The 26,312-nt window shown below is 65.2% G+C and carries 27 protein-coding genes; 20 read left to right on the top strand and 7 right to left on the bottom strand.

The annotated features are described in order from the left end of the window. Positions 1 to 141: 141 nt before the first annotated feature. From C1A15_RS15340 to C1A15_RS15330, 3 genes are read left to right on the top strand one after another with little or no spacing between them, the layout of a single operon-like run. Complete coding sequence (locus C1A15_RS15340; RefSeq protein ID WP_101723373.1) at positions 142 to 981, top strand: energy-coupling factor ABC transporter ATP-binding protein; 840 nt, start codon at positions 142 to 144, stop codon at positions 979 to 981. Further along, on the top strand, positions 978 to 1,835 hold the full coding sequence (locus C1A15_RS15335) for an energy-coupling factor ABC transporter ATP-binding protein (protein WP_101723372.1): 858 nt from the start codon (positions 978 to 980) through the stop codon (positions 1,833 to 1,835). Before C1A15_RS15340 ends, C1A15_RS15335 begins: the two co-directional genes overlap by 4 nt. Then, the gene (locus C1A15_RS15330; RefSeq protein WP_101723371.1) at positions 1,832 to 2,602 is read left to right on the top strand and encodes an energy-coupling factor transporter transmembrane component T family protein; all 771 of its coding nucleotides are present in this window, start codon (positions 1,832 to 1,834) and stop codon (positions 2,600 to 2,602) included. The genes C1A15_RS15335 and C1A15_RS15330 overlap by 4 nt, the downstream gene beginning before the upstream one ends. Positions 2,603 to 2,608: 6 nt before the next feature. On the opposite strand, the gene C1A15_RS15325 is transcribed toward C1A15_RS15330, so the two are convergent. Then, positions 2,609 to 3,058, bottom strand: coding sequence for a GNAT family N-acetyltransferase (locus C1A15_RS15325; protein ID WP_101723370.1), 450 nt, complete (start codon positions 3,056 to 3,058; stop codon positions 2,609 to 2,611). A 94-nt stretch (positions 3,059 to 3,152) separates the two neighbouring features. Between C1A15_RS15325 and C1A15_RS15320 the strand changes: the two genes are divergently transcribed. Further along, entirely contained in the window at positions 3,153 to 3,632 is a 480-nt protein-coding gene (locus C1A15_RS15320) for a GNAT family N-acetyltransferase (protein ID WP_101723369.1), read from the top strand. 310 nt (positions 3,633 to 3,942) lie between these two features. Here C1A15_RS15320 and C1A15_RS15315 read toward each other — a convergent pair whose 3' ends face one another. After that, on the bottom strand, positions 3,943 to 4,593 hold the full coding sequence (locus C1A15_RS15315) for an SdpI family protein (protein ID WP_101723368.1): 651 nt from the start codon (positions 4,591 to 4,593) through the stop codon (positions 3,943 to 3,945). A 286-nt stretch (positions 4,594 to 4,879) separates the two neighbouring features. Next, positions 4,880 to 5,329 (bottom strand): aminoglycoside 6'-N-acetyltransferase, encoded by a 450-nt coding sequence (aac(6'), locus tag C1A15_RS15310; protein WP_101723367.1) that lies wholly within the window; start codon positions 5,327 to 5,329, stop codon positions 4,880 to 4,882. A 378-nt stretch (positions 5,330 to 5,707) separates the two neighbouring features. Here aac(6') and C1A15_RS15305 point away from each other — a divergent pair, with 378 nt between their 5' ends. The 4 genes from C1A15_RS15305 (at position 5,708) to C1A15_RS15290 (ending at position 8,403) form a co-directional block, all read left to right on the top strand. Then, entirely contained in the window at positions 5,708 to 6,547 is an 840-nt protein-coding gene (locus tag C1A15_RS15305) for a deoxyribonuclease IV (protein WP_101723366.1), read from the top strand. A gap of 52 nt (positions 6,548 to 6,599) precedes the next feature. Further along, positions 6,600 to 7,436 carry a deoxyribonuclease IV gene (locus C1A15_RS15300; protein ID WP_101723365.1) on the top strand — a complete coding sequence of 279 codons (837 nt, stop codon included), beginning with the start codon at positions 6,600 to 6,602 and terminating at the stop codon, positions 7,434 to 7,436. A gap of 326 nt (positions 7,437 to 7,762) precedes the next feature. Continuing rightward, a complete protein-coding gene (locus C1A15_RS15295) occupies positions 7,763 to 8,110 on the top strand; it encodes a type II toxin-antitoxin system RelE/ParE family toxin (RefSeq protein WP_101723364.1) in 348 nt (115 codons plus the stop codon). Beyond that, a complete protein-coding gene (locus C1A15_RS15290; protein WP_219618201.1) occupies positions 8,107 to 8,403 on the top strand; it encodes a helix-turn-helix transcriptional regulator in 297 nt (98 codons plus the stop codon). Before C1A15_RS15295 ends, C1A15_RS15290 begins: the two co-directional genes overlap by 4 nt. Before the next feature lie 54 nt (positions 8,404 to 8,457). Here C1A15_RS15290 and C1A15_RS15285 read toward each other — a convergent pair whose 3' ends face one another. Then, positions 8,458 to 9,321 (bottom strand): C39 family peptidase, encoded by an 864-nt coding sequence (locus tag C1A15_RS15285; protein ID WP_101723363.1) that lies wholly within the window; start codon positions 9,319 to 9,321, stop codon positions 8,458 to 8,460. A 248-nt stretch (positions 9,322 to 9,569) separates the two neighbouring features. Between C1A15_RS15285 and C1A15_RS15280 the strand changes: the two genes are divergently transcribed. Together C1A15_RS15280 and C1A15_RS15275 are read left to right on the top strand one after the other, a co-directional pair. Then, complete coding sequence (locus C1A15_RS15280) at positions 9,570 to 10,379, top strand: MerR family transcriptional regulator (RefSeq protein WP_180953120.1); 810 nt, start codon at positions 9,570 to 9,572, stop codon at positions 10,377 to 10,379. 87 nt (positions 10,380 to 10,466) lie between these two features. Further along, on the top strand, positions 10,467 to 11,189 hold the full coding sequence (locus tag C1A15_RS15275; protein WP_101723361.1) for a Fic family protein: 723 nt from the start codon (positions 10,467 to 10,469) through the stop codon (positions 11,187 to 11,189). 39 nt (positions 11,190 to 11,228) lie between these two features. Here the strand turns inward: C1A15_RS15275 and C1A15_RS15270 are convergent, their stop codons facing one another. Genes C1A15_RS15270 through C1A15_RS15260 form a run of 3 tightly spaced genes read right to left on the bottom strand, consistent with a single transcriptional unit; the run spans position 11,229 to position 14,423 of the window. Next, positions 11,229 to 12,647 carry an aldehyde dehydrogenase gene (locus C1A15_RS15270; protein WP_101723360.1) on the bottom strand — a complete coding sequence of 473 codons (1,419 nt, stop codon included), beginning with the start codon at positions 12,645 to 12,647 and terminating at the stop codon, positions 11,229 to 11,231. A 19-nt stretch (positions 12,648 to 12,666) separates the two neighbouring features. After that, entirely contained in the window at positions 12,667 to 13,854 is a 1,188-nt protein-coding gene (locus tag C1A15_RS15265; protein WP_101723819.1) for an iron-containing alcohol dehydrogenase, read from the bottom strand. Positions 13,855 to 13,883: 29 nt separating this feature from the next. Next, positions 13,884 to 14,423, bottom strand: a complete 540-nt coding sequence (locus C1A15_RS15260) for a D-alanyl-D-alanine carboxypeptidase (protein ID WP_101723359.1) — start codon at positions 14,421 to 14,423, stop codon at positions 13,884 to 13,886. A 298-nt stretch (positions 14,424 to 14,721) separates the two neighbouring features. On the opposite strand from C1A15_RS15260, the gene C1A15_RS15255 reads away from it, so the two are divergent. The 10 genes from C1A15_RS15255 to C1A15_RS15210 all read left to right on the top strand — a co-directional run bounded on the left by C1A15_RS15255 (position 14,722) and on the right by C1A15_RS15210 (position 26,286). Next, the gene (locus C1A15_RS15255; protein WP_101723358.1) at positions 14,722 to 16,182 is read left to right on the top strand and encodes a S1C family serine protease; all 1,461 of its coding nucleotides are present in this window, start codon (positions 14,722 to 14,724) and stop codon (positions 16,180 to 16,182) included. A gap of 194 nt (positions 16,183 to 16,376) precedes the next feature. Then, the gene (gene pyrH / locus C1A15_RS15250; RefSeq protein ID WP_101723357.1) at positions 16,377 to 17,099 is read left to right on the top strand and encodes a UMP kinase; all 723 of its coding nucleotides are present in this window, start codon (positions 16,377 to 16,379) and stop codon (positions 17,097 to 17,099) included. Positions 17,100 to 17,168: 69 nt separating this feature from the next. Then, entirely contained in the window at positions 17,169 to 17,729 is a 561-nt protein-coding gene (gene frr, locus C1A15_RS15245) for a ribosome recycling factor (protein WP_101723356.1), read from the top strand. 75 nt (positions 17,730 to 17,804) lie between these two features. Beyond that, on the top strand, positions 17,805 to 18,584 hold the full coding sequence (locus tag C1A15_RS15240; protein ID WP_101723355.1) for an undecaprenyl pyrophosphate synthase: 780 nt from the start codon (positions 17,805 to 17,807) through the stop codon (positions 18,582 to 18,584). After that, positions 18,585 to 19,517: a phosphatidate cytidylyltransferase gene (locus tag C1A15_RS15235; RefSeq protein WP_101723354.1), complete on the top strand. Its 933-nt coding sequence runs from the start codon at positions 18,585 to 18,587 to the stop codon at positions 19,515 to 19,517. 9 nt (positions 19,518 to 19,526) lie between these two features. After that, on the top strand, positions 19,527 to 20,753 hold the full coding sequence (gene dxr / locus C1A15_RS15230; protein ID WP_101723353.1) for a 1-deoxy-D-xylulose-5-phosphate reductoisomerase: 1,227 nt from the start codon (positions 19,527 to 19,529) through the stop codon (positions 20,751 to 20,753). Positions 20,754 to 21,389: 636 nt separating this feature from the next. After that, on the top strand, positions 21,390 to 22,481 hold the full coding sequence (locus tag C1A15_RS15225) for a site-2 protease family protein (RefSeq protein WP_101723352.1): 1,092 nt from the start codon (positions 21,390 to 21,392) through the stop codon (positions 22,479 to 22,481). A 111-nt stretch (positions 22,482 to 22,592) separates the two neighbouring features. Continuing rightward, positions 22,593 to 23,660, top strand: a complete 1,068-nt coding sequence (ispG, locus tag C1A15_RS15220; RefSeq protein ID WP_101723351.1) for a flavodoxin-dependent (E)-4-hydroxy-3-methylbut-2-enyl-diphosphate synthase — start codon at positions 22,593 to 22,595, stop codon at positions 23,658 to 23,660. Then, complete coding sequence (locus C1A15_RS15215; RefSeq protein WP_101723350.1) at positions 23,657 to 25,414, top strand: proline--tRNA ligase; 1,758 nt, start codon at positions 23,657 to 23,659, stop codon at positions 25,412 to 25,414. The genes ispG and C1A15_RS15215 overlap by 4 nt, the downstream gene beginning before the upstream one ends. 218 nt (positions 25,415 to 25,632) lie before the next feature. Continuing rightward, positions 25,633 to 26,286 (top strand): HAD family hydrolase, encoded by a 654-nt coding sequence (locus tag C1A15_RS15210; RefSeq protein ID WP_101723349.1) that lies wholly within the window; start codon positions 25,633 to 25,635, stop codon positions 26,284 to 26,286. The last annotated feature ends 26 nt before the right edge of the window (positions 26,287 to 26,312 follow it).

Raw genomic sequence — 26,312 nt, 5'->3', positions numbered from 1 at the left:
CCGTGGCATCCGATCTCGCGGCGATGACGAGGGTTCGCGTACGCAAGAACGCGTCGCCCTCGCCCTCCCCACGATCTCGGATGCCACTGCCGACCTCGCTGACTTACTACGCCAACCTACGATTCGGAAGAAAGACTCGACATGATAGAGATACGCGATTTCACGTTTCAGTACCGCGAAAACGAGCGGCCGGTGGTGAGCGGCATCGACCTCACCATCCCGGACGGCGCGTTCGTCGGCATCACCGGGGCCGCCGGCTCGGGCAAATCGACCCTGACCTACGGGCTGAACGGCATCATCCCGCATTGCTATCCGGGCGACTTCTACGGCTCCGTCGTCATCGACGGGCTCGACACCTGCGAGGTTGCGCTCACCGACGTGTCGCGGGTGGTGGGCAGCGTGTGCCAGGACATCGACAGCCAGTTCGTCACGTCGATCGTGGAGGACGAGGTGCTCTACGGTCTCGAGAACTTCGGCGTGCCGCGCGATGAGATCGAGGGCCGCGTGAGCCGGGCGCTGGCCGACATGGGCATCTCCGATTTGCGCGATCGCGTGATCTCGTCGCTGTCCGGCGGGCAGAAGCAGAAGGTGGCCATCGCGTCCATCCTGGCGCTCAACCCGCGAGTGCTCGTGCTGGACGAGCCCACCGCCGAGCTCGATCCGGCCAGTTCGCAAGCGGTGTTCGACCTGCTGGCGCGCTATGCGCGCGAGCACGGCACCACCGTCGTGGTGGTGGAGCAGAAGATCGCGCTCTTGTCCCAGTACGCCGACCTGTTGGTCATCGTCGACGAGGGGCGCATCCGCTTCGCCGACGAGCCCGCGAAGGTGCTGGAGCATTCGGACGAGCTCAAGCGGATCGGCGTCAACTGCCCGCGTTCGACCACGCTCATGAACCGTCTGCGCGCCGAGGGCCTGTACGGCGGCGCGTCCGTCTGCAACGTGCGCGAAGCGCGCGAGGCATTGAAAGAGGTGCTCGCATGATCGAGTTCGACGACGTGCACGCGTCCTACGAGGCAACGCTGCCCATCTTGAAGGGCGTCAGCTTCACGATCCGCGACGGCGAGTTCGTCGCGTTCGTGGGCACGAACGGCGCGGGAAAGTCCACTACGATGCGCCTGGTGAACGGCTTGCTGAAGCCCGATGCCGGCCAGGTGCTCATCGACGGCGTTCCCACGACCGAGCTGCGCACGAGCGAGCTCGCGCGGCGCGTGGGCTTCCTGTTCCAGAATCCCGACAGCCAGATCTGCTGCAACACGGTGCGCGAGGAGCTGCTGTTCGGGTTCAAGGCGCTCGGACAGGCGGGTCCCGAGGCCGATGAGCGCGTGGACGCCATCATCGAGGAGTTCGGCTTCGATGCCGACGACGACCCGTTCCTGCTGAACCGCGGTGCGCGCCAGCTTTTGGCGCTGGCTTCCATCGTGGTGCTCGCGCCGCCGGTGGTGGTGCTCGACGAGCCCACCACGGGGCTCGACTACCGCGAATGCGCGAAGGTGATGGACATCGTCCGCCGCATCCACGAGCGGGGCACGACGGTGATCATGGTCTGCCACGACATGGAGGTGGTGGCCGACTTCGCGACACGCTGCATCGTGATGAGCGACGGCACGGTGGTGGACGACGCCCCCACCTTCGACGTGCTGCGCAACCGCGACACGCTCGAGCGCGCCTCGCTCGTTCCGCCGCAGATCGTGGACCTGTCGCTTGAGCTGGCACGCGACATGCCGCGGCTCGCCGAAACGGCCATCGGCCGTGCCAACACGGTGGACGAGATGCTGGCCGCCGTCGTCGAAGAGGCTCGAACGATCCAAAACGTCGAAAGGGGCGTGTGCGCATGAGCTCGTTTCTCGAATACGTGCCCGGCACCAGTCTGCTGCATCGCATGAACCCCGTGGCCAAGCTGGCGGCGGCCGCGTTGTTCGCCGTCGCGTGCTTCTGCTCGAGCAACCTCGTGTTCTTGGCTGCGCTGCTGGCGGTCGGGTTCGCGCTGGCCGCGACGTGCGGCATGACGAGGCCTGCCATCGGCCTCGCGAAGGCGGTGTTCGCGTTCTCGCTGATCCTCGCCGTCGTCCAGATCCTCACGACGCCGAGCGGGGCGGTTCTGGTGGAGCTGCCGTGGGGCTACATCGGCACGGGCAGCCTGTTGGCGGCTCTCACCACGGTGGTGCGCCTCGTGGCCGCGGCCATCCCGCTGTTCCTCGTGTTCTACGTCACGAAGATGAATGACATCACGAACGCCGTGGTGAAGGTGCTGCACGTGCCGTACAGATACGCGTTCACGTTCACGTCCACGATCCATTTCATCCCCCTGTTCATGAACGACATGAAGGGCATCATGGAGGCGCAGACCGCGCGCGGCGTGGAGTTCGACGCGGGCGGCATCGTGCGGAAGGTGCGCCTGATGGTGCCGCTGTGCGTGCCGCTGCTCGTGTCGTCGGTCCGCAAGACCAACAGCGCCGCCATCGCCGCTGAGGTGCGCGGCTTCAACTTGCGCGGCGTGGCGAGCGGCTACAAGGAGTACCCGTTTGCGGGTTACGACGTGGCCGTGATGGCGGTCGCGGTCGCGCTGGTGGCTTGCGCCGTGGCGCTGGGGATCGTGCTGTAACGGCGGTCAGGCGTCCTTGCGGAGGTACACCATGTCTCGGAGTTGGATGCCGTCTTCGAACATGGGATGGTCGTAGTTGTCGGTGAAGAAGTTCTCGTTGCGGTGCGAGATGCGGAAGCCGCATCGCTCGTAGAAGCCCAAGGTTTTCGGTACGTCGCCCGTGCCGACATACATGGTTTCGAACGCTTTGAGGTAGAGGTTGGAGAGGTGGTCGACCATGGCCTTCCCGTACCCTTTTCCCTGGTGCTGCGGGTACGTGGCGATGTTCTTGAGCTCGCACTCCTTCTCGTTCAGCGCGACGACCACGGCAACGCACTTCGTCCCGTCGTCGTCGAGGACGAAGAGCCTGCCGTCGTCCAGGTAGCGGTCGATCATGTCCTCCTGCTCGTCTGCCAACAACAGCAGATCGAGGTACCGCTTCTTGTCGGCGGTCACCTCGACGATGCGATATCCCATGCTCCATCCCTTCGCAGCTTCGATTCGTTAGCGGGTAGTATACCCCGAAGCTCGTGAGATAATAAGCGGCCACGATGGCGGAGAAGGAGGGCGGATGGAGTACGCGGCGGCTGCGGAAAGCCAGGTCGACGAGCTGTACGAGCTGGTGCAGCGCACGATACGAGCGGTGTATCCGCGCTACTACCCGCAGGCGGTGGTGGAGTCGTTCTGCGGGCTGCACAGCCGCGACGCGATCGCGGCCGACGTGGCGGCGGAGCGCGAGGGCGTCGTGCTCGTGGACGGCCGCGTGGTCGGTACAGGCTGCCGCGACGGCAACCACATCACGCGCGTGTACGTGGCGCCCGCCTTCCAGGGGCGCGGCGTGGGCAGCTTCATCATGCAGCGCCTTGAGGACGAGATCGCGCGCGATCACGCGACGGCCCTGCTCGACGCCTCGCTGCCGGCGACGAGCCTCTACGAGCACCGCGGCTACCGCACGCTGCACCACGAGCAGTTCCCCGTCGAAGACGAAGCCGTGCTCGTCTACGCCGTCATGGAGAAAGAGCTGGGCGCTGAGCCTCGCCCGGGGGGATAGCGGGCATCGTACGGCCCCTGACTCCGTCGTGGGGACGGTCCGAAAACGTGCAGTAATAACCCAAATGTTGCGCTTGGAAAGCGGCAGCGGGCTGTCGAGCATCCGACTACGGCATCTGAAGGTCGTATGCCCAGGTCGCGTTCTTCGCCTCATGCACGAGTTTGTTCCAGGAGCCTTCAATCTGCAACATGAAAGTAAGTACTGCACGAAAACCTGTAGCTCCCGATAGGGTCGAGCTTTGCACGTCGCATGGAGCCGACGCACCCGTTCCATTGAGGCAGCGCTTCGTCGCACCGCTTCGGACGTCGCCTCAGCCCTGCACATCCTTGCAGGCGAAGTACGAGCCGATGATACTGACGAGGGTCCAGACGACGAAGATGACGATGGCGACGACGAACGCAACTTCGCCGTCGAAGAGGATGCCGCAGGCGATCATGAGGATGCCGGCGGGGATGGACGCGTACGCGCCGAACCGCTGGCCTTTCTGCCACGCCTCGTCGCTCTTTTGCGTCCACGGCAAGCGGATGCCGAACGCGGCGTTCCGCGTCGTCTTCGGCATGAGGTTCCCGAGGAACAGCAGCGTGGCGCCGATGACGAGGATGCCGATCTTCGATATGGCGCCGTCGGGCGCGCCCACGGCGACGGCGGTGGGATCGTACGACAGGGTGTTGAGCGACACGAACACCGATACGGCGATGAACATCGCCTGTATGCCGACGTTGAGCTTCATCATGGTGGCGCGGTTCTCCTGCTCGCCGAACTTCGCGAGCAGCATCAGGAACAATCCGAACACGAACGCGAGCGCCACCACCGTGAACGTTTCGTAGCGGCTGCCGATGCGATCGACCTCGCCGCCTGAGAAGTGAACCGGCACTTGGTCGGGCATCATCGACACGAACGCTGCCGTGACCACCACGTCGATCGCGAACAGGACGCCGACGGCGAGATACCCCTTCTTCATGTTCTGCTCCTTCGGCTCCGTTCATACACGACGACCCGTCCCCGCGCGTTCCAGTATAAAACTTCCGGGGGGGGGGGCGTCAATGCGGGCTTTCCGGGAGGCTCTACGCGCGCTTCTTGCGGAGCTGGACGGCGGCCAACACGAAGAACAGCGCGATGAATTCCCAGATCATGGCAAGAGCGAAACCGACGCTGGCGAAATCGGCGTGAACTGGCGAATTCGCCGAGGGCGGCGAGGCCGAGCTTGCAGGCGATGCTCGCGGACGTCGCTCTTGAGTTCGTCGGCGCTACAATCGCTTCGCGAAGCAGATGAGGCGGTTCGCTTCCTCGAACCCCGCGTGGAGATGAAACGCCAGGCTGGCCGCGTTGTCCAACTCGCAATCGCTGGCGAATTCGGTGCAGCCGCGCTCCTTCGCCCACGTTTCGCAGGCGTGCAGCAGCTCGCGCGCCAGCCCTCGATGCCGGCACGCCTCGTCGACGTAGATGCCCTCCAAGTACCCGACGGGGCTCGAGGACGTGCCCTCCACGTAGTCGCGGCGCAGCTGGCACTGGGCGAACCCGCAGGCGCCGTCTTCGCTGCGGCATCCGTCGTCGAACAGCAGGAACACCGCCGCCTCGTCGCTCTCGATCAGCTCGGAGAACTCCGGCTGCAGGTCGGCGGGCGCATGCTCGGGCCACAGGCAGGAGGCGAGCCGGGCTGCGTCTTCCAGGTCGGACGGCTGCGCTTCGCGAATCATGGGGAGCCTCTCTTTCGGCATGCGCCGCACGGGCGCGGTAACATGGGTATGATGGTCGTCGTCGGATACGGTAGCAGAAACGCGGGTCGCTTGTCTGGGAAGCTCGGTTACTGGTGCGGGGGTTCGCCACAGTCCTCGCGTCGGTTCTCGGCAGCCGTTTCAACGATCGCGTGCCGCGCATCGTCAACGTGGCGTGAGGCCTCGTGGTCATCGTGTACGGCGTGCGCCTTGCCGTGTTCTTCGGCGTCGGATGATCGCGCCGCAACGACCTGCTGACAACTGTGCGGCATCGCACCTGCGCCCGCCGCGCACGCCCGCGCTGTTCGCTAGGATAGGCGGCATTGTCCTCGGATCCCCACGATCGGAAAGGATGCCGCTATGTTCACCATCGGCTGTCATCTCTCGGATAAAGACGGATACCTTCACATGGCGAAGGACGCCGTGTCCATCGACGCCAACACGTTCCAATTCTTCACGCGCAACCCGCGCGGCGGCGCGCAGAAGGCGCTCGACCCGAAGGATCTCGCCGCGTTCCGCGCCTACGCGCCCGAGCACGGCATCGACCTCATCATGGGATACGCGCCCTACACGGTGAACCCCGCCAGCGACAAGCTGAGCGAGCGCGATTTCACGATGATGGTGCTCGCCGAGGATCTGGCGCGCATGGAGGAGACGCCGCATGCTCTGTACACCCTCCGGCCGGGAAGCGCCCTCGGGCAGCCGGAGAACGTCGCGCTCGACAAGGTGGCCGCGGCTCTCAACGACGTGGTGACCCCTTCGCAGACGACGCGTGTGCTGCTGGAGACCATGGCCGGATCGGGGACGGAAGTGGGAGGCACCTTCGAGCAGCTGGCCGCCATCCTCGAGAAGGTCGATCTGTGCGATCACGTGGGCGTGTGCCTCGACGCGTGTCGGGTGTGGGGCGCGGGTTACGACATCGTGGACGACCTAGACGGCGTGGTGGAGGAGTTCGACCGCGTGATCGGCCTCGACAAGCTGGGGGCGGTTCATCTCAACGACAGCATGGACGGGCGCGGTTCGCACAAGGATCGCCATGCGCCCATCGGCGATGGCAAGATCGGCTTCCCGGCGCTCGCCGCGATGGTGAAGCATCCGAAGCTGCGCGCCGTGCCGTTCTACCTCGAGGCCCCGGATCCGACGCTTGCGAAGTACGGCGCCGCTATCGAGAAGCTGCACCAGGCTCGCGCGAACTCCTAAGCGCATATGCTACCATATGCGTCACGATTTAATCACCGGAAAGGATCCGCGCATGTTCACCATCGGATGCCATCTTTCGAGCGCTAAGGGCTACCTCCATATGGCGAAGGCGGCCGTGTCCATCGACGCCAACACGTTCCAGTTCTTCACGCGCAACCCGCGCGGCGGGCGGGCGAAGGCCATCGACCCGAAGGACGTGGCGGCATACGCGGCCTACGCGCCCGAGCACGGCATCACGCGCATCCTGGCGCACGCGCCCTATACGCTGAACCCCGCGTCCGACAAGCAGCAGACGCGCGATTTCGCGCTCATGGTGCTGGCCGAGGACCTCGGCCGCATGGAGGAGACGCCGCACCAGCTGTACAACATGCATCCGGGCAGCGCCACCGGCCAGACGCACGAAGCGGCCATCGCGAAGATCGCCGACGCGCTCAACCAGTCGCTTCTGCCGCACCAGACCACCACGCTGCTGCTCGAGACGATGGCGGGGAAGGGCAGCGAGATCGGCGGCACGTTCGAGGAGCTGGCAGCCATCATCGCGCAGGTGGAGCTCGAGAACCACGTGGGCGTGTGCCTCGACACGTGCCATGTGTGGGATGCGGGCTACGACATCGTGGGCGACCTCGACGGCGTGGTGGAGGAGTTCGACCGCGTCATCGGCCTCGACCGTTTGCGCGCCATCCACCTCAACGACTCCCAGAACGCGCGCGGCTCGCATAAGGATCGCCATGCGCGCATCGGCGAGGGAGAGATAGGCCTGGCCGCGCTCGCCGCCGTCACGAACCACCCGAAGCTGCGGGACCTGCCGTTCTACCTGGAAACCCCCAACCCCGAGCTGTCCGGCTTTGCCGAGGAGATCGCCGCGCTTCGAGAAGCGCATACGGGGTAACCTTCCCCGTTCTTCATGGCGCGGCGGAGGCTCCGGTATGCGTGCATCTTACGCCGCGCCGATCGCGCGCCGCACCCCTGTGGAATCGGCGACAAAAATCGTACAAATGTTCTTGACTACCGAACCGATGTTCGGTATACTGATGCTATAGCGGCTGGACGTTCATCCTAACCGCAGGGCAACCTGCGGGACAGTCGCCTTCCTTAACGGTAGGCAGCTGAGAGAAGGGATGGACGCATGGCTGCTTTTTCTGACTCTCAAACCCCTGATGCTTGCTTTTTACTATATATATGTAGTAAAGTGAATACGCACGGGAGGCGAGACTGATGTTCGTCGATTACTACGCGCTCCCGAGCGGCCGTCAACCCGCGAAAGACTACATCAAATCGCTTGACGGCAAACTGAGGAGCAAGACGATGCGCTCGATTGAGCTGTTGCGCACGAAAGGGCACCTGATAGGCGAGCCGGAATCGAAGCACCTCGAAGACGGCATATTCGAGTTGCGAACGACGATGGGAAACAACACCAGTCGGATACTGTTCTTCTTCTGCGTCGGCGACGTGGTGGTTTTGACGCACGGGTTCGTCAAGAAGACCCAGCGCACGCCCCGAAGGGAGATCGCAAGAGCGAAACGCTATCGTGAAGACTATCGGGCTAAGGACTCGAAAGGGTGATTGACGTGGAAGATCGCTATGAAGACGATTTCACGAGGCATTTGGCCGAAGAGTTGAAAGACCCCGAATTCCGGAAGTGCTGGGAAGAGGACGAGGCGGAGTTCCAGTTGCGGCTCGCCATCATCGATGCGCGCAACGAAACCGGGATGACGCAGGAGCAGCTCGCGAAGGCGTCGGGGCTGAACCAGCGTGTGATCAGCCGCATCCAGACCGGCAATGCCAACCCGACGCTGCGCACCATCGGCAAGCTGGCGAGAGGCTTCGGCAAGAAGGTCGAGATCAGGTTCGTGTAGCGTGAGCGCTCGTCGCCGCATCCTGCGGCTGCACGAGGGGCATAGGCGCAAGCTCTACTTGATGACGACCGCTTGCGCCCCCAGCTCGTAGTAGCGGGCTGCGAACTGCTGCAGGTCATAGCTCACCTGGCCGGCGAGCGAGTCGCTGACCAGCACCACGCCTGAATCCAGATCGTAGCCGCTCACCACGACGCAATGGCTGTTCGCGTACAGGCGGTACGTACGGTCGCCTGCGCGCTCCACCTGGTAGGCGGTGCCCGGGTCCGCAAGGCCTATCGTGCACCAGGCGATCACGGGGTTCCCAACGGCAACCTCGCCGAGCACCTCTTCGAGCGAGGAGCCGGTGAGGTCGACGGCCTCCAGGGAGGATCCCTGCGTGGCCAGGTAGGCGGCGGCCGTTTGGGCGATGGCGGGCGCCATGCAGCTGTGGCCGTCGGTCGCGTGCGGGTCGCCCATGAACGCCGTCACGAAGTCGCTGTCGCTGCGGGGCAGCCACGCGTCGGCGATCTCGGTCTTCTCCAGCTCGAATCCGAGCGACAGCAGCGTGTTCGTCAACGCCACGGACTCGCAGCCGGTGGGAAGCTCGGGGTACTGCTCGATCGCGGGCACCTCGAAGGAGATGGCGCGTTGCTCTTGGGAAACATCCGCTTGCATGGCGGCCACGTCCTGCGCGGCGCGTTTTTCGGCATCGATGTCGGCAACCGCGAAGGGGGAGGACAGCAGCGAGAACGACATCGCTCCCACGAGCAGCGCCGCCGCGGCCGAGAAGCACAGGCGCGTGGGGGTCCAGCGATTGCGTCGCCTGAAGATCGGGCGCTCGCGGCGCATGCGGGGAAGATGCTGCCGGGCGAGCAGCCGACGGCGATATGAGGTGCTGCGGGTGCGCGAGGTGCGCCTATGGGGCGGTTCGATGGCCATGCTCGCACCTTTCTCTTGGGTCGGCTTGCTTGTAGCTTATCGGTCGATGTTGAAAACAACCTGAAAGACGCTCGTGAGCAACCCCTTCACCTCGAACACGCCATCCGATGCCGAATTGTTTCACTCGTCGCAAAACCTCCTCATTTCCTCGAGGCGCATGCGCACGGCGCGCGATACTATGTTTGGAAAACCCCTTGACCCTCCTGTTGCAGGAGGCTGTTGAATGCGATGAGAAGGAGGTGAGACACGTGTTCTACATCGGAGAATTCTCGAAGATGGGCAAGACCACCATCAAGACGCTACACCATTACGATCGCATCGGCCTGTTGCGCCCGGCGGCGGTTGACGGCGTGACAGGGTACCGCCTGTACACCACCCAGCAGCTTGCCGACCTGCACCGCATCCAATCGCTCAGGCAGGCGGGACTCGCCATCGACGAGGTGACCTCCATCGTCGGCGGCGCCGACCCGCGTCCCATACTTACGCAGCGTCGCGACGAGATCGAGCGGGAGCTCATCGCGTGCGAGGATCGCCTCGCGCGCATCGCATTCATGCTTTCAGACGAAGAAAAGGGGTTTACCATGGACTATCAGGCAACCATCAAGGACATTCCCAGCTGCATTGTGTTCTCCAAGACGATGACCGTACCCGATTATTCCGCATATTTCGAGGTCATTCCCGCTATCGGGCGCGCCGTGCGCGCGTCGAACCCCGATCTCAAGTGCGCCACGCCCGAATACTGCTTCATCACGTACCTCGACGGCGAGTATAAAGAGCGCGACATCACGATGAAGTACAGCGAGGCCGTGGAGTCGTTCGGGGTCGAGAGCGACGGCATCGTGTTCGAGGAGGTTCCCGCCGCGACCGTGGTGTCCGTCATGCACCGCGGGCCGTACGCCGACCTGCCGCGCGCCTACGCGTTCGCGATGGAGTGGGTCGAGCAGAACGGCTACCGCATGGTCGATCTGCCCCGCGAGAGCTACATCGACGGCATCTGGAGCGGCGCTCCCGAGTCCGAGTGGCTCACCGAGATCCAGGTGCCCATCGAGAAGAAGTAGCGAATCCCGAAAGGCGGGTACTCCGCAGTGCCGCCCGGTCGATCGGGCGGCACTGGTATACTGTGCTCCAACGAAAGGAGCCGGCTGATGGAACCGCATGCGCTGCTCGGCGAGTACCTGCGCCAGAAGAGGATCAAGCTTGAGGGCAACCTATATCACAAGACGCAGGTGGAGATGGCGTACAACTCGAACCGTATCGAGGGCAGCCGCCTATCGGTCGATCAGACCCGTCAGATATTCGAGACGCGTACCGTGTCCGGCGATGCCCGCTTCGATGACATCGTCGAAGCGGGAAATCATTTCAAGCTGTTCGACCTCATGCTGGACACGGCGGACGAACCTCTCGATCTCGACCTGCTGCTCGCGTTCCATCGGGTGCTCAAGGCGGGAACCATGCAAGCGGAATCGGATCCCGTCTTTGCGCCGGGCGTTTTGAAAACCCTTCCGAACGAAGTAGGCGGCGTGTTGACGGCTGCCCCTGATTCCGTTGAGCGCGAGTTGCGAGATCTCCTCGATTCGTTCGATGAACGGTGCGCGACCCTCGAGCAGATCGCCGATTTCCACTATCGTTTCGAGCGTATTCATCCGTTCCAGGACGGCAATGGCCGCGTCAGCCGTGTGCTCATGTTCCGTACGTGCCTTGTCTCCGACGTGCTGCCGTTCATAGTGGCCGATGGCGAAAAGCTCTTCTACCTGCGCGGCCTGGCGAACTATGCCGAAGAGCCGGGATGGCTTCTTGACACGTGCCGCTCGTTCCAAGATCGCTTTGCTGCCGACTACCTCTCTCTCGTTCCCCGCTTCCGGGCGTAGGGTCTATTCCCGGCGCCACGCGGGCTCGCTCGGGCATCCTTACCTCATCAGCATCCTCAGCAGCTTGATCTTGTCGCCGAACGGGGGATTGCGGATGGGCATCTCGATCCAGGTGCCCTTCGTGAGCGTGGACTTGTAGTGGGTAAAGCAGTCGAATCCCACTTTGCCATGGTAGGCGCCCATACCTGAGTTACCTACGCCGCCGAAGCCCATGTGGTTGTTCGCGAGATGGATGACCACGTCGTTGACGGTGGCGCCGCCGAACGGCAGCTCGCGTATCACGCGCTGCTGCACGTGCTTATCGTTCGAGAACACGTATGTGGCCAGGGGTTTCTCGAATGTGCGCACGATGCTGAAAGCCTCGTCGAGCGTCTTGTAGGTGAGGATGGGCAGCACGGGCCCGAAGATCTCCTCGTTCATGACGGGGTCGTCGAGCGTCACGCCGCGCAGACAGGTGGGCTCGATGCGCAGCGTGTCGGGATCGCCGTGACCGCCGAATGCCACCGTGGCGTTCGGGTTGCGCTGCTCGATGAGTCCCATCACGCGTTCGAAGTGGCGCTGCGATATCATATGCGGCCATTCGTCGCAGGCGAGGACGTTCTCGCCGTAATACCGGTGAAAGCACGCGTCCAGCTGCCCGACGAAGCTGTCCGCCACGCGCTCGTGCACGAGGAAGTAGTCGGGCGCGACGCAGGTCTGTCCGCAGTTGATGCCCTTTCCCCAGGCCACACGCTGTGCCGCACGCTTCACGTCGGCCGTTTCGTCCACGATGCAGGGACTCTTGCCGCCCAGTTCCAGCACCACGGGCGTCAGGTGCTTCGCCGCCGCTTCCATGATGGTATGGCCCACGTTCGGGCTGCCCGTGAAGAAGATCTGGTCCCACCGCACCTCGAGCAGCCAATCGTTCATCGCGCCCGATCCGGGGAACCCGCGCACGAACTCGGGCGGGAACACGTTGGCCAGGATGTCGATGAGAAGCTCGCTCGTGTGCTTCGAGGTGCGTGAGGGCTTGAGGGCCACGCAGTTGCCGGCGGCGATGGCGTCCACCATCGGCACGAGCGCCAGTTGCACGGGGTAGTTCCACGGACTGAGCACGAGCACTACGCCCAAAGGGCTCGGGTACACCTTCGACGTGGAATGGAAGTGCACGATGGGGGTGGGCACGCGGCGCGGCTTCGACCAGCCGCTCAGGTGCTTGAGGCAGGTTGCTATCTCGTCGTAGACGAGCCCCAGCTCGGTGGCGTAGCCCTCGAACGGCGCCTTGCCCAAATCGGCGGTCAGCGCGCCGAGGATGCGTTCCTCGTTCGCCTTGAGGTACGCCTTGAGCTTCACGAGGGCCTGGCGGCGAAAGTCGATGTCGAGCGTGGCGCCCGTCAGGTAGAAATCGCGCATGGCCTGCGCGGCGGCTTCGACGTCGGCGACGCTTTCGTATACGGGGTGCACGGGGGTGGCGGTCATGCGGACTCCTTCGCTTGCTCTAGTAGACGGCTTCGAGGATGGCGAGCGCGTCTTCCAGCGTGATCTCGGTTTCGTTGTACAGCGCGGCGCCGTCGTAGCGCGCCTGCTTGGCGACGGCCGGCAGGTCGTCGCGCGACACGCCCAGATCGGACAGCTTGAGGGGCACGCCGTAGCCGTCGCGGTACAGCTCGTTGAGCGAGAACAGGTGCTCGGCGAACGCCTCGTCGCGCACGCCCGGCGCGGCATCGGCGCCCAGGGCCGCGGCGCGCGCGGGGGCGAGGGCGCCCAGCAGCTGGCCGTAAACTCCGGCATGGATGCCGCGGTCCAGGTTGAACCGCACGCAGTGGGGGAGCAGCATCATCATGGCCTGGCCGTGCGGGATGTGGCAGAGGCCGCCCAGCGAGTGGCCGATGGCGTGGACGATGCCCACCATCGCGTTCGAGAACGCCGCGCCTGCCATGAGCGAGGCCAGCGCCAGGCTCGTGCGCGCTTCGGCGTTCGCCCCGTCGCGGCAGGCCAGCGGCAGGTTGTCGGCGATGAGCTCGATGGCTTTCATGGCGAACGCGTCTGACACGGGGTTCTTCTGGATGGACGTGTACGCCTCGATGGCGTGCGTGAGTGCGTCCATGCCGGTGGTTGCCGTCAGCTTGGGCGGCAGCGAGGACGTGAGCGCGGGGTCGAGGATGGCCACGTGCGGCACGAGCTTGTAGGAGGTGAACGACAGCTTCGCGTGCTTTTTCGTGTCGGCCACCACGGCCACGAGCGTCACCTCGCTGCCGGTGCCGGCCGTCGTGGGCACGGCGATGAGCGGCGGCAGGTCGGCGTGCAGGATCTCGGAGCCCTGCAGCGTGGCGAAATCGACGCCCTCGCAGGCAAGCGAGGCGGCAGCGCCCTTCGTCGTGTCGATGACCGAGCCGCCGCCGATGGCCACGAACCCATCGCAGGCGCGCTCCGTGAACAGGTGCGCTACCTCGTTCACCACGTCCATCGACGAGTCGGGCGGCACCTGGTCGAATATCTCGTAGGCTACGTCGGCGGCGTCCAGCACGTCGGTCAGCTTCGCGGCCACGCCCAGCTTCACGAGGCCGGCATCGGTCATGACCAGCGGGTGCTTCATGCCGCGGTCGGCCACCTCGTCGGGCAGCTTGTCCAGCGCGTGCGCGCCGGCTACGATTTTCGTGGGGCAGGAAAACTCGAATCCTTGCATGTGCTCCTCCTGGCGATCGGGGACGGCGATCAGGCGCGCGGGGCGGACGGGGACGACGGGCGGGCGGCGGACGCGCGGTACGCGGCCCGCCATCCGAAGAACAGCTTCAGCAGCGCCGTGAACATATAGGTGAGGGAGACGCCCGTGTTGTTGGGCCCGCGCGTGGAGAACGCGCGCTCGGCGAGAGCGGCTTTGAGCGTCGTGCCGCCCGAGAAGCAGCTGAACGCGTAGGCCAGCGAACGGAACGCGATGACGTAATCGACGGTGACGGCCTGCGCGTCGGCGCTGGCCAGGCCGCTGCCGGGTTCCACGTCGGTGGCCAGACGGTCGGGAGGCACGCGCTTGAACGCGCCGGACGCCGTGCGCCGGCACGCGCACGCCAGGCTCGTCCCGTTCACGGACAGCATGAACGTGTAGCCCGGCTCCAGGTAATCCACCTCCGCGCGGATTTTCGGCGAGACGTGTTTGAACGCGTTGATCAGATGCGGCAGCAACCGCAACAGCACCCGGACGTAGAGCGCTTGGAAACGCTGTCTCATGGTGCGGCGAGGGGAAGATGATTCGGCCATACGCGCTCCTCTGACGTCATCGTTGTTCGATGCCCCGTATGATACTCCGCTCCGCAAAACGAAGGATCGGGTTCTTTGTAAAAACAGGCTCGCGGCCCCTCCTCTCCCCGGTTTGTGCGCCGGGCGGTGTACGGGTCGGTTTCGCTGCGTACACCATTTGGTGTAATTCCGTGTCGCAAAGGTGACAAATGGTTTCGAGCGTCTCTGAACTGGGGAGGGGAGTGATAAGGTGACGGCATTCAATAAATGAAAAGCTTGGCGATCATAGACCAGCACGAATTAAAGGAGCGTGAAGCACATGACCGATACCCATGGCACCCCTGGCAACGGCCCCGTGCCGCCGACGCAAGGCGACGAGCATGCCCAGCATGCCGCCCCGACGGGCCAGCAGCCGTACTATCAGCAGCAACAGCAGTACTACCAGCAGCCGCAACATCCCCAGCATCCGGCAGGGGCGGTGACCGTCGAGAAGAAGTCGCACGGAGGCCGCACGTTTTTGCTCGCCTTCTTGGGTGCGGCCGTCGCGTGCGCCATCGGCTTGGGCGGCTTCGGCATCTGGCAGTCCATGAACGGCGGCTCGTCCTCGAGCAACGACGGAGGCCAGTCGACCCAGCTCGGCTCGCAGAACTCCGGCAGCATCAACGCCACCGACGCCGAGTCCGACCAGACGCTGGCCGAGGCCGTGGCGCAGAAGGCCCTGCCCTCCGTGGCCGCCATCGACGTGTACGCGAACCAGTCCAACGCCGGCGGCATGTACGGTTTCGGCTCGAATTCCGGTTCCAGCTCGGATACGCTGACCGAAGCGTCGCTCGGCAGCGGCGTCGTGCTCACCGAAGACGGCTACATCATCACGAACTACCACGTCATCGCCGGCGGCGATGCCTACAAGGTGACCGTCGAGGGCGAGACTTACGATGCCGAGGTCGTGGGCAGCGATCCCAGCTCCGACATCGCGGTCATCAAGGCCAAGGATGCCAGCGGCCTCACCCCCATCGAGATCGGCAACTCCGACGACCTCATCATCGGCGAGTGGGTCATGACCATCGGCAGCCCGTTCGGCCTTGAGCAGTCCGTCGCCACCGGCATCGTGTCGGCCACGAGCCGCTCGCAGATCATGGACGCCAGCACCGACCAGTACGGCCAGAGCTCCGGCGAGACCACCATCTACCCGAACATGATCCAGACCGATGCCGCCATCAACCCCGGTAACTCCGGCGGCGCGCTCGTCGACGCCGACGGCAAGCTCATCGGCATCAACACGCTGATCACGTCCTACTCGGGCAACTACTCCGGCGTCGGCTTCGCCATCCCGGTGAACTACGCGGTGAACCTCGCGCAGCAGATCATCGACGGCAAGACCCCGACCCATGCGCAGCTCGGCGTGTCGCTGTCCACGGTGAACGCCCAGAACGCGCAGCGCTACGGCCTGTCGGTTGACGAGGGCGCGTACGTGGCGGCCGTCAGCGAGGGCTCCGGCGCCGCCGAGGCCGGCCTGCAGGAAGGCGACATCATCACCAAGTTCGACGGTCAGGATGTCGCGTCCGCCAGCGACCTCATGCTGGACGTCCGCTCCAAGAACCCCGGCGACAAGGTGACCCTCGACGTGAACCGCAACGGCGAGACCAAGCAGGTCGAGGTCACGCTCGGCTCCGACGAGAACAGCCAGAGCGCTTCGACCCAGCAGAACAACGCCCAGGAGTCCATGCTCGAGCGCCTCTTCGGCGGCGGCTCCAGCAGCTCCCAGCAGGACGCGGCGTAACCGATCCCTGCCATCTCCTCTCCTTCGACGGCCCCCGCTCCCCGGCGGGGGCCGTCGTGCGTACGGCCCTTTTCCTCTGTCCTTTGCGTGAAATGCCCGAAAACGGCCGCGAGCTTGACGCGGTCGTTTTCATTTTCAGGTAAGATGGGCGGTTAGAACAACATACATGAACGACCACCGAGAGGATAGGGCTTATGTCTGAAGGATACCGATACGACCGCGTGCTGCTCAAGTTGTCTGGCGAGGCGCTGGCGGGCGACGTCGGCTACGGCATCGATCCGAAGGTGGTGGACGACCTCGCCGATCAGATCGCCGAAATCGTGCGCGCCGGCGTGCAGATGGCCGTTGTCGTGGGCGGCGGCAACATCTTCCGCGGGCTGGCCGGATCGGCCGAGGGCATGGACCGTGCGCAGGCCGACTACATCGGCATGCTGGCCACGGTGATGAACGCGCTCGCCCTCCAGGACGCCTTCGAGCGCCACGGCATCTTCTCCCGCGTGCAGAGCGCCATCAACATGCAGGAAGTGTCCGAGCCCTACATCCGCCGTCGCGCCATCCGCCACATGGAGAAGGGCCGTGTGGTCATCCTGGCCGCCGGCACGGGCAACCCCTACTTCACCACCGACACCACGGCCGCGCTGCGCGCGTGCGAGCTGGACGTGGACGTGCTGATGAAGGCCACGAAGGTGGACGGCGTGTACGACAGCGACCCCAAGAAGAACCCCGACGCCCAGCGCTTCGACCGCATCAGCTACATGGACGTGCTGTCGCGCGGCCTCAACGTCATGGACTCCACGGCCACGTCGCTGTGCATGGACAACGACGTGCCCATGATCGTGTTCGACCTGACGGTCAAAGGCAACATTTCGCGCGCTTTGAAGGGCGAAGACGTCGGAACCACGGTAGAATCGCGGTAGAATAACATGAGCGCGCGTGCCGCCTAACATGGTCGGCGCGATGCGAGGAGCAGGGTGAAAGGAACCGGGATGAGTATAGACGACAGCATGTTGCAAGCCGAGGAGCGCATGGACAAGGCGCTGGCTTCGCTGGGCGAGGCGTTCGCGTCCGTCCGCACCGGGCGTGCGAACGCCATGGTGCTCGACCGTATCAGGGTGGACTATTACGGCGTGCCGACGCCGGTGAACCAGATGGCGGGCGTCAAGACGCCCGATGCGCACATGCTGGTCATCGAGCCGTGGGACAAAGGCGTGCTCGGCGCCATCGAGCACGCGATCATGCAGAGCGATCTGGGCGTGACCCCGTCGAACGACGGCTCCGTCATCCGCCTGCCGTTTCCTGCGCTCACCGAGGAGCGCCGGCGCGAGCTGGTGAAGCAGTGCAAGACGTACGCTGAGGAAGCCCGCGTGGCCGTGCGCAACGCCCGTCGCGACGCGAACGCCTCCATCGAGCGCGCCGTCAAGGAAGAGAGCCTTCCCGAGGACGACGAGCGTCGCGGGCAGGCCGAGGTGCAGAAGCTCACCGACAAGTACATCGCCGAGATCGACGAGGCCTTCAAGAAGAAAGAAGCCGAAGTGATGGAGATTTAATTCGGCGCAGCCGAATTGAATCTCCGAAACCGGCGGCCGACGGTCGCCGGTTTCTCGTCTTTTGCGGAGGTAGCCTTGAACAAGCCGCTCGATTACATATTCCCGAACCCCCCGGCGGACCTCGATCCGACGCGTCTCGATCCGGCGGCGGTGCCAAGCCACGTGGCCGTCATCATGGACGGCAACGGCCGCTGGGCGAAGGAGCGGGGGAAGAACCGCCTGTTCGGCCACAAGGCCGGCATCGAGGCGGTGCGCGAGACCATCCGGTGCGCGTCCGACGTGGGCGTGCGCTACCTCACCATCTACTCGTTCTCGTCCGAGAACTGGAAGCGCCCGCAGGACGAGGTCATCGGCCTCATGAACCTGTTCGCCACCACGATGCTCGCCGAGGTGGACGGCCTGCATGAGGAGCACGTGCGCGTCATGACCATCGGCCGCACCGACGAGCTGCCGAAGAAGACGCGCGACGCGTTCGCGAAGGCGTGGGAGAAAACCAAGGACAACGACGGCATGACGCTGGTCGTGGCCGTGAACTACGGCGGTCGCGTCGAGCTGCTCGATGCTATGCGATCCTACATGGACGATGCGCATGCCGCGCTGCGCGAGGGTCGCACGCCCGAGCCGCTGACCGAGGAAGGGCTGGCGCGCCACCTGTACACGGCGGACATCCCCGATCCCGACCTGCTCATCCGCACGAGCGGCGAGATGCGCGTGTCGAACTTCCTGCTGTGGCAGATCGCCTATTCCGAATTCGTGTGCACCGAAACGCTGTGGCCGGATTTCGACCGCTACGAGCTTCTGCGCGCGCTGCTGGAATTCCAGTCGCGCGATCGCCGATTCGGGGCGGTGAAGTAGGTGGCACCGCGGCCCGACGAACAGGTTGAAGCAGGTGACGACCGCAAGCGCACGGGGCGCATCAAGGATTTCGCCTACGAGAAAACGCCGAAGAAGCTGAAGAACGCCACCGACTTGCAGGTGCGCTTTCGCACGGGCTTCGTGTACGTGGCGCTGTCGGTGCTGTGCATTCTCGTGAGCGATTGGACCACGGTGGCGTTCCTCGTGGTCACGGCCGGCATCACGGCTGGCGAGTTCTACTACATGCTGCGGTCGGACGCGAAGCTGCCCAACGAGATGCTTGGCATCATCGCGGCCATGCTGTACCCGCTCAGCGTGTTTTTGCTGGGTTTGAACGGCGCGCTGTTCGTGAGCCTCGCGCTCCTTCTGGCGCTGATCGTATGGTACGTGTTCTGGATGCGGGCGCGCGTGCCCGACGTGGGCGTGAGCTTCTTCGGCGCCGCGTACTGCGGTATGCTGCTGTCGGGCCTCGTGGTCATCCGCACGGCGCTGCCCCAGCCGTGGGGCGGCGTGCTGGCCCTCGGGGTCTTCTTCAGCGTGTGGGCGAACGACTCGTTCGCCTACCTCGTGGGAAGCAAGATCGGCAAGCACAAGCTGGCGCCGCGCACGAGCCCGAAGAAGAGCTGGGAGGGCTTCATTGCCGGGCTGCTCGGGTCGGCGGCGTTCTGGTGCTTGATGACGCTCATTCCGGGCGTGACGATGTCCATTCCGCAGGCGTTGCTGTTCGGCCTGCTCAGCGGCCTTATGGGCGTGCTCGGCGATCTGGCCGAGAGCCGCATCAAACGCAACTCGGGCTTCAAGGACTCCGGAACCATCATGCCGGGTCACGGCGGCCTGCTCGATCGTTGCGACTCGCTGTTCTTGGTGGCCGTCACCTCGGCCATCTTGCTGCTCGGCTTCGGCTGCATCCCGTTTCCCGTTCCGCTGCTCTAGGAGGCGCGCATGAGACGCATCGTTGTGTTGGGTTCCACGGGCTCCATCGGCACGCAGACGCTCGACGTGGCGCGCCGCCATGCCGACAAGCTCGAAGTGGTGGGCCTCGCGGTGAACGCGCGGGCCGACGAGCTGCTGGCGCAGGCGCGGTCGTTCGGCGTGCGCCACCTCGCGGTGGGCGACGGGCGCCTGGCGGGCGAGCCGATAGCCGACGAGCTGGCCGCGCACGTCGAGGGTGCGAAGCCGGCGAGTGCGGCCTCGTCACTTGCCGAGGCGTTCGCGCAGCGTGGCGAGGGGTCGCTCGGGTTCGGCGCCGACGCCGTGGTGGACCTCGTGCGCCTTCCCGAAGCCGACATCGTGGTGAACGCGCTCGTGGGCGCTGCGGGCCTGCGCGCCAGCTACGAGACGCTCGCGGCGGGCAAGGTGCTCGCGTTGGCGAACAAGGAGTCCCTCGTGGTGGGCGGCGACCTCATCATGCCCTTGGCCGCCGAACCGGGGCGCCTCATGCCCATCGACTCGGAGCACGGGGCCATCTACCAATGCCTGCTGGGCGAGGACCCGCGCGAGGTGTCGCGTTTGTGGGTGACGGCGTCGGGAGGACCGTTCCGCGGACGGGCGCGCGCCGAGCTGGAGAGCATCACGCCCGCGGCTGCGCTCGCGCATCCCACGTGGAACATGGGCGCGAAGATATCCATCGACTCGTCCACGCTCATGAACAAGGGGCTCGAGGTCATCGAGGCGCACCACCTGTTCGCCATGCCCTACGATCGCATCAGCGTGGTCGTGCAGCCGCAGAGCGCCATCCACTCCATGGTGGAGTATTCCGACGGCAGCGTGAAAGCCCACCTTGGCACCACCGATATGCGCATCCCCATCCAGTTCGCGCTGTCGTATCCCGAGCGCTGGGACGCGCCCGTCGAGCCGCTCGACTTCACGAAGCTCGGCAGCCTCGAGTTCGCCGCGCCCGACACCGACACGTTCCGCTGCCTCGCGCTGGCCCGCGCGGCCGGCGAGCGCGGCGGCACGCTGCCCTGCGTCATGAACGCCGCGAACGAGGTGGCCGTGGCCGCGTTCCTCGCCGAAGAGGGCAGCTACTTGGGGATCGCCCAGTGCGTCGAGGCCGTCATGGACGCCCACGAGCGCGACGGCGTCCAGCGCGTGGAGAGCCTCGACCAGCTCGAGGAGCTCGACGCCTGGGCCCGCGAGGAAGCGCGCCAGCGCGTCGTGCGGGTTTAGCCGATCGAACCATCTCCGATCGAAGCTGCATAAAAGAAGCCGGTGATCGTCGAGGGTTTCGAACGTGAATCTCGCCGAGCCCGCGCCAGGCTTCCACGATGGCCGAGTGTTCTCAGAGGGTTTTCGCGTCGAAGCGCTCGCCGTCGGGCCAAATGACCGCATCGCGGTCGGGTGCGGCGGGCTTGCGCGAGATATACAGGGAATCGGCTAATTGTCGGCATGGCGATCCTCTCCAAAGGCTCCTCCAGTCGTTGTCTTGTTGCGCGGGCCCGCTCTTTCAGTATAGTGAGCTGGTTCTACGTTTCTATGGCGCAGATCCAGCAGGGATTCTTCTCGATCCAGCGCGCATTCTATGCCGATGGCACGCGCTTTCCACGCGCCGTGCCCCCGTTTCCAGCGCGGATTCCACGCGCTTCTCTCGCGGATCCAACGTCGATCCAGCGTCCCTCGTCGCGTGTCGCGCATCCCTGCACGCGCGCTCCGTACCTCGTGTCGCGTACACCGCACTGCGGTTTCCTCGTGCGCGGGTTGTAGTTTTTCCGCACATCGGTTCGCAGCGCCTACGGCTGCAGGCGCATCTCCCTATAATGGGAGCACGTAAGAAGCATTCCTCGCAACCGAAAGGGAAACGAGTTTATGGATATCGTTTTGATGATCGTGTACACAACGCTCGTGCTCGGCTTCCTCGTGTTCATCCACGAGGGTGGGCACTACCTGGCCTCACGCGCCTTCGGCGTGCGCGTCACCGAGTTTATGCTGGGGCTTCCCGGCCCGAACATCGGCTTCACGAAATGGGGCACGAAGTTCGGCGTGACGCCCTTCCTCTTGGGCGGCTACGCGAAGGTGTGCGGCATGGAGCCAGGCGAGATGAGCCCGCACCTCGAGCCGGTGCTCGCCGCGCTCTACCGCCGCGGCACCGCGAACATGGAGGACATCGCCCGCGACTGCGGCATTACCGATGACGAGGCGTACGAGGCGCTCGACGAGCTCGTCGAATGGGGCAGCATCGCCGGTCCTGCCAAGCAGGACAAGTACAACACCTACCGAGCTCCCGTGGTCAAGCCGAGCAAGAAGCAGCTTGCCGCGGGCGCCGTTGCCTACGAGCTCGGCCAGGCGCGCCCAGTCGAAGACGCCCACGCACTGTTCGAGAGCGAGTACAAGCAGCAGTACCGCAGCCTGCCGTTCTGGAAGCGCTCCGTCATCCTCGTGGCCGGCGTGGGCGTGAACCTGCTGTTCGCCGTGCTGCTGCTCGTGGTAGTTTTCTCGGTTATCGGCCTCGATATGGTCAATCCCGACACGGGCGCCATCCAGCACGTGGTGCTCACCCCGCTGCAGGCGCTGCAATTCGGGTTCAACTACATCGGCATGGTGGTGCAGATGGTGGTCGGTCTGTTCAACCCGGCCACCGCGGCCGAGACGGTGTCGAACTCGTCGTCGGTCATCGGCATCGCAGCAATGTCAAAGACGTACTTCGACCTGGGCGCCGGCTACGCTATGATGTTCGTGGTCATGATCTCGGTGTCGCTCGGCATCATGAACCTGCTGCCTATCCCCCCGCTCGATGGCGGCCGTCTGGTAATCGAGATCTTCCAGAAGGTCTCGCGCAAGGTGGTGTCCATGCGCGCGCTTAACTACCTGAGCGCCGCCGGGATGATCCTGTTCATTGGTTTCTTCCTGTTCATGGCGAACCAGGACATCCAAAGGTTCGTGTTCGGCAACTGGGGGTAGGCGCTGCTTCGCGGAAACCCGGTGCAGATGCGCCCGAAAGCTTCCATTACGGGGTAGAATATCCTCCATGCGCGCAAGCGCAGGCAACTACGACCCTGAACGGAGGCCCTTGTGGCAACGCATGCCAAACCGAATGAGGCTACCCGCCGCGTGATGGTGGGCTCCGTGCCGCTCGGCGGCGGCGCGCCCGTCGTCGTGCAGTCCATGCTGAACGCTCCGGCCGACGATGCCGCCGCCAACCTCGCGCAGATCGAGGCGCTCGCGAACGCGGGCTGCGAGATCGTGCGCATGGCCATCCCGCACCATGCGAATCTCGACACGTTCGAGGCCGTGTGCAAGCAGTCGCCCCTGCCGGTGGTCGCCGACATCCACTTCGATGCGAGCATCGCCATCGAGGCCGCTCGGCGCGGCGCGGCCAAGCTGCGCATCAACCCCGGCAACATCGGCGGGCTCGCCAAAACCGACGCCGTGCTCGACGCGGCGGGGGAGGCGGGCATCCCCATCCGCATCGGGGTGAACGCGGGCTCGCTCGACAACGAGCTGGCGGCGCGCGACGATCTCACGCTGCCCGAGAAGCTGGCGCGCTCGGCCGCCGATTACGTGCGCTACTGCGAGGGCCGCGGCTTTTCCGATCTCGTGGTCAGCGCGAAGGCCCACGACGTCATGACCACGGTGCGCACGTACCGCCTGCTCAGCGAGGAGCTGCCGACGTGTCCGCTGCATATCGGCGTCACCGAGGCCGGCACGACGTTCCAAGGCGTCATCAAAAGCGCCAGCGGCCTGGGCATCTTGCTGGAAGAGGGCATCGGCGACACGCTGCGCATCTCGCTCACGGACGATCCCGTACAGGAGGTCCGCGCATGCTGGACGCTGCTTGCTGCGCTCGACCTGCGCCGACGCAACGCCGAGCTCATCAGCTGCCCCACGTGCGGGCGCTGCCAGGTGGATCTCATCGGGCTCGCGCGCGAGGTGGAAGGGCGCATCGCGCACCTGGACAAGCCGCTCAAGGTGGCCGTCATGGGCTGCGTGGTGAACGGCCCGGGCGAGGCCGCCGATGCCGACATCGGCGTAGCGTGCGGTTTGGGGTCGGGCGTGGTGTTTTCACACGGGAACGTCGTCCGCAAGGTGGAGGAGAGTGCCATCGTGGACGCTTTGATGGAGGAGATAGGAAAGCTATGACGAACGCGAATATCATGCGCATGAGCCAGGTCTACGCGCCCACGCTCAAGGAAGATCCCGCCGACGCGGAAATCGCCAGCCACAAGCTGCTGCTGCGCGCCGGTTTCATCCGCAAGACGGCGTCGGGCGTGTACACGTTCCTGCCCCTGGGCAAGCGCGTGCTGGCCAAGGTCGAGAACATCGTGCGCGAGGAGATGGACGGCATCGGCGCGCAGGAGATCATGATGCCGGCGTTGCAGCCGGGCGAGCTGTGGCACGAGAGCGGCCGTTGGGACGACTACGGCCCCGAGCTCATGCGCCTCGTCGACCGCCACGACCGCGAGTTCTGCCTCGGGCCCACCCATGAGGAGCTCATCACCTCGCTCGTGCGCAACGAGCTGCGCTCCTACAAGGAGCTGCCGTTATCGCTCTACCAGATCCAGGTGAAGTTCCGCGACGAGATCCGTCCGCGCTTCGGCCTGCTGCGCAGCCGCGAGTTCATCATGAAGGACGCCTACAGCTTCCATGCCGACCAGGAGTCGCTGCAGAAGACCTACGACGACATGAGCGAGGCGTACGGCCGCATCTGCGACCGCATGGGCATGGACTACCGTCCCGTCGAGGCCGACCCCGGCCAAATCGGCGGCAGCGTGACCTGCGAGTTCATGGCGCTCGCCGATGCGGGCGAGGCCGAGCTCGTGCACTGCACGTGCGGGTACGCCGCCAACACCGAGGCCGGCGACTGCCTGGCGCGCCCCACCGTGTACGACGTGCCGCAGATGGAGAAGATCGCCACACCCGACGTGCACACCATCGCCGAGCTGGCCACGTTCCTCGACATCCCCGAATCGTCCACGGTGAAGGCCCTGTCCGGCAAGAACGACGAGGGCAAGCTCGTCGTCATGTTCGTGCCGGGCGACCACGAGCTCAACGAGCTGAAGGCCGCGCGCGTGGCCGGCGGCTTCACGCTGCTCACCGACGAGGACATGGAAGCCTTCGGCCTGCACAAGGGCTCGATGGGCCCCGTGGGCCTGCCCGAATCCGCCTACGTCATCGCCGCGCGCAGCCTGCAGGCCGTGCCGAAGTGGGTCGTGGGCGCCAACGAGGACGGCTACCACTACGTGGGCGCCAAGCTGGGCGAGGACTTCCAGGTGGACGAATGGGCCGACCTCTGCATCGTGCAGCCGGGCGACAGCTGCCCGTCCTGCGGGCTGCCGCTCGAGGGCGCGCGCGGCATCGAGGTGTCGCAGGTGTTCCAGCTGGGCGACAAGTACTCGAAGGCCATGGGCGCCACGTTCATGGCGGAAGACGGCTCCGAGCAGCCGTTCCTCATGGGCTGCTACGGCGTGGGCATCTCGCGCACCATGGCCGCCATCGTCGAGCAGCACAACGACGAGAACGGCATCATGTGGCCGCTCACGGTTGCGCCGGCGCACGTGTGCGTCATCCCGCTGACGGTAGGCGACGACGAGGTGCAGCCCGCAGCCGAGAAGCTGGCGAACGATCTGGCGAAGCTGGGCCTCGAGGTGGTCATCGACGACCGCAAGGAGCGCGCCGGCGTGAAATTCGCCGATGCCGACCTCATCGGCTGGCCGTTGCAGGTCATCGTCGGCAAGCGCGGCTTGGCCGAGCAGAAGGTTGAGATCAAGCGCCGCAGCACGGGCGCCCGCCGCGACATCCCGTTGGCGGCCCTCACTGACGCGCTCGCGTTCTCCCAGCGCAACGCCAAGGTCTGGGGCTCCGAACTGTCCCTGTTCGGCGGGCTGTTCGAGTAGCGTACCGCGTGCCTGACGGCACGCGGTATCAGCCGACGCTGCGGGGCGCTGCGGCACCCGATCTCGCGGCGATGCCGACGGCTCGCGTACCCGTTGTACGCTTCGCCCTCGCCATCCCCACGATCTCGGGCACCGCAGTGCCCCTCGCTGACTTACTGCGCCAGCCGGAGCAGTTGTTTTTCGCGCTTCGCGCGAATTGATCGCTGATGGAAGGACCTATGACTACTCGCACCATGCAAGCCGTCCTGTTCGACCTCGACGGAACCTTGCTCGACACGCACGACCTGCTGCTCACCACGTTCCGGTACACGGCTCGCGCCGTGCTCGACGAGCCGATCCCCGACGAGCGCCTCATGGCGAAGGTGGGCCAGCCGCTCAACACCCAGATGTGGGACTTCACGGACGATCCGGCCGTGCACGAGGAGCTCTGCCGGGTGTACCGGGAGTACAACGCGGCGGTGCACGACGACCTCATCAGGTTGTTCGACGGCACCGTGCCCATGCTCGAGCGCCTCAAAGAGGCCGGCTACCCGCTGGCCGTGGTCACGTCGAAGCGCCACGAGGTGGCCATGCGCGGCCTCGACCGCTTCGATCTGGCAGGCTACTTCGATTTCCTCATCGGCGCCGACGATTTCGTGGAGCACAAGCCGCATCCCGGCCCCGTGGCGCACGGCTGCGACCGCTTGGGCCTCGCGCCCGAAACGTGCCTGTACGTGGGTGACAGCCCGTTCGACATGCAGGCGGGCAACGGCGCGGGCTGCGCCACCGCCGCGGCGCTGTGGGGCATGTTCCCCCAGGCCGTTCTCGAGGCCGAGCGTCCCACGTACGTGTGCGCTGACGGCGTCGAGATCCCTTCGCTGCTCGGCTGCTGACGAGCCGGAGGGGATGGGTGAGGCAG

Origin of the sequence: Eggerthella timonensis (assembly GCF_900184265.1) — a bacterium.
GTDB classification, from domain to species: domain Bacteria; phylum Actinomycetota; class Coriobacteriia; order Coriobacteriales; family Eggerthellaceae; genus Eggerthella; species Eggerthella timonensis.
The sequence above is the reverse complement of the archived record's forward strand: the minus strand, read 5'-3'. Positions and strand labels throughout refer to the sequence as shown.

Coding starts and splice junctions, on each gene's coding strand:
- C1A15_RS15315 (WP_101723368.1), bottom strand. CDS start 4,593: ATGAAGAAGGGGTATCTCGCCGTCGGCGTCCTGTTCGCGATCGACGTG.
- C1A15_RS15225 (WP_101723352.1), top strand. CDS start 21,390: ATGGATATCGTTTTGATGATCGTGTACACAACGCTCGTGCTCGGCTTC.
- C1A15_RS15320 (WP_101723369.1), top strand. CDS start 3,153: ATGGAGTACGCGGCGGCTGCGGAAAGCCAGGTCGACGAGCTGTACGAG.
- C1A15_RS15275 (WP_101723361.1), top strand. CDS start 10,467: ATGGAACCGCATGCGCTGCTCGGCGAGTACCTGCGCCAGAAGAGGATC.
- C1A15_RS15265 (WP_101723819.1), bottom strand. CDS start 13,854: ATGCAAGGATTCGAGTTTTCCTGCCCCACGAAAATCGTAGCCGGCGCG.
- C1A15_RS15285 (WP_101723363.1), bottom strand. CDS start 9,321: ATGGCCATCGAACCGCCCCATAGGCGCACCTCGCGCACCCGCAGCACC.
- C1A15_RS15210 (WP_101723349.1), top strand. CDS start 25,633: ATGACTACTCGCACCATGCAAGCCGTCCTGTTCGACCTCGACGGAACC.
- dxr (WP_101723353.1), top strand. CDS start 19,527: ATGAGACGCATCGTTGTGTTGGGTTCCACGGGCTCCATCGGCACGCAG.
- C1A15_RS15215 (WP_101723350.1), top strand. CDS start 23,657: ATGACGAACGCGAATATCATGCGCATGAGCCAGGTCTACGCGCCCACG.
- C1A15_RS15330 (WP_101723371.1), top strand. CDS start 1,832: ATGAGCTCGTTTCTCGAATACGTGCCCGGCACCAGTCTGCTGCATCGC.
- C1A15_RS15260 (WP_101723359.1), bottom strand. CDS start 14,423: ATGGCCGAATCATCTTCCCCTCGCCGCACCATGAGACAGCGTTTCCAA.
- C1A15_RS15305 (WP_101723366.1), top strand. CDS start 5,708: ATGTTCACCATCGGCTGTCATCTCTCGGATAAAGACGGATACCTTCAC.
- pyrH (WP_101723357.1), top strand. CDS start 16,377: ATGTCTGAAGGATACCGATACGACCGCGTGCTGCTCAAGTTGTCTGGC.
- C1A15_RS15270 (WP_101723360.1), bottom strand. CDS start 12,647: ATGACCGCCACCCCCGTGCACCCCGTATACGAAAGCGTCGCCGACGTC.
- C1A15_RS15300 (WP_101723365.1), top strand. CDS start 6,600: ATGTTCACCATCGGATGCCATCTTTCGAGCGCTAAGGGCTACCTCCAT.
- C1A15_RS15295 (WP_101723364.1), top strand. CDS start 7,763: ATGTTCGTCGATTACTACGCGCTCCCGAGCGGCCGTCAACCCGCGAAA.
- frr (WP_101723356.1), top strand. CDS start 17,169: ATGAGTATAGACGACAGCATGTTGCAAGCCGAGGAGCGCATGGACAAG.
- C1A15_RS15340 (WP_101723373.1), top strand. CDS start 142: ATGATAGAGATACGCGATTTCACGTTTCAGTACCGCGAAAACGAGCGG.
- C1A15_RS15255 (WP_101723358.1), top strand. CDS start 14,722: ATGACCGATACCCATGGCACCCCTGGCAACGGCCCCGTGCCGCCGACG.
- C1A15_RS15325 (WP_101723370.1), bottom strand. CDS start 3,058: ATGGGATATCGCATCGTCGAGGTGACCGCCGACAAGAAGCGGTACCTC.
- C1A15_RS15335 (WP_101723372.1), top strand. CDS start 978: ATGATCGAGTTCGACGACGTGCACGCGTCCTACGAGGCAACGCTGCCC.